Source organism: Leisingera sp. F5, assembly GCF_001593695.1.
In genome coordinates this window covers 1-1,332 of sequence record NZ_LUKH01001040.1, presented here as the reverse complement: position 1 = coordinate 1,332, position 1,332 = coordinate 1, and the positions used below count along the sequence as shown (strand labels likewise).

Genomic DNA, 1,332 nt, shown 5'->3' with positions numbered 1-1,332 from the left:
GCCGTAGTCCAGATGCCCGTCCCGGTATTCAGCCGCAAAGACCTCGCCGCGCAAAGGTGCAAACATCGGCGTGCCGACCGGGGCAAAGGCGTCCACGGCCAGATGAACGGTGCGGCGGTCACTTGCCTTATACGGGCCTTTGCGGAAGGCCAGGTCAGTGTAAACCAGCCGGGGTTCGTGATAGTATCCGAGCCAGATACGCCCCTGATTATCGAATTCCTCTCCAACCCTGGCTGCTTCCTCCAGCGGCATGTGGAACGGGTTCTGCGGCCAAGTGGAGTGTTCCACTGACAGCGAGCCCATCGGCGCATCCGACAAGTCCTCACCCATCAGCGGCGCGAAATCGCCGCGTTGCTGCTCCAGCCAGGCCAGGACCCGGTCGGCACCTTCGACCACCGGCATGCAGCAGGCTGCGCGCAGCCGGGCGGTCAGCAATCCGCCGTGCAGTGCGGTGCCTTCCAGGAACCGCCAGGCCGGCGCCTGCGAGATCGTCACATAGGGGTCATCCGGATTGTCCGCTGCCATCATGGTGGAATTGACAACACTCACCGCCAGCCGCGCGCGCAGCAGCGTCCAAACCATGTTCACCTCGGCAGGCGTCAGCGGATAAGCTTCGTGATACCCCGCAACCAGTGCTGCCAGTGCCGCCTCCGGCGCCGGGTGGTCCAGCACGATATAAGCCGCAGCAATTGCCAGGTCGCAGATCCTTGGTGCGGCGCACATGTCACCCAGGTCGATCAGGCCAGAAACCATTTGTGGTTCGGCCAAAACACCTGCCACCATGATGTTGTAGTCGTTTGCGTCATTATGGATGGCTTGCTTGGGCAACTCCGCCATATTAGGCTCTAACTTGGAAAAATCTGCAGAAATCCCTTTCAGAATCGCACGGCGTCCGGGATCAGCGATGCAGGTGAGATGATCCGTGATCCAGCCAGCCCTCGTCAGGTCCCATTTGAAATCACGCTCCAGCCCTTCGTGCCGGAAGTCCGCCAGGGCCTTGCCCGAGCCGCCCAGAACCTTACCAATCTCATGGATCAGCGCATCGCATTTCGGCTCTGCCTTGGCATAGCAGCGACCGGGCAGCTGGTTCAGCAGCCAGACCAGCCGGTCCTGGCCGTCTTCATCCGGGAGAGTCAGCAGAGACTGGCCGCTGGCTGCTGCAATCACCCGCGGGCAGGGCAGATCGGGCTGCCGTGCAGCGATGTGGTCAAACGCCTTCACCTGCATGTCGACCAGCCAGGTTTCGCAGCCGGGGCGCATGGCCTTCAGGATATAACCTTGGCCATCCCTCCCATTGACTAGGAAGTTCAGGTCATATTCCCCATCCAGGCG

At 61.6% G+C, this 1,332-nt stretch carries 1 protein-coding gene; it reads right to left on the bottom strand.

Translation table 11 applies throughout. From position 1 onward, the window contains the following. The coding region (locus A2I95_RS38650; RefSeq protein WP_291737687.1) for a phosphotransferase at positions 1–1,332 on the bottom strand (1,332 nt) is incomplete at both ends.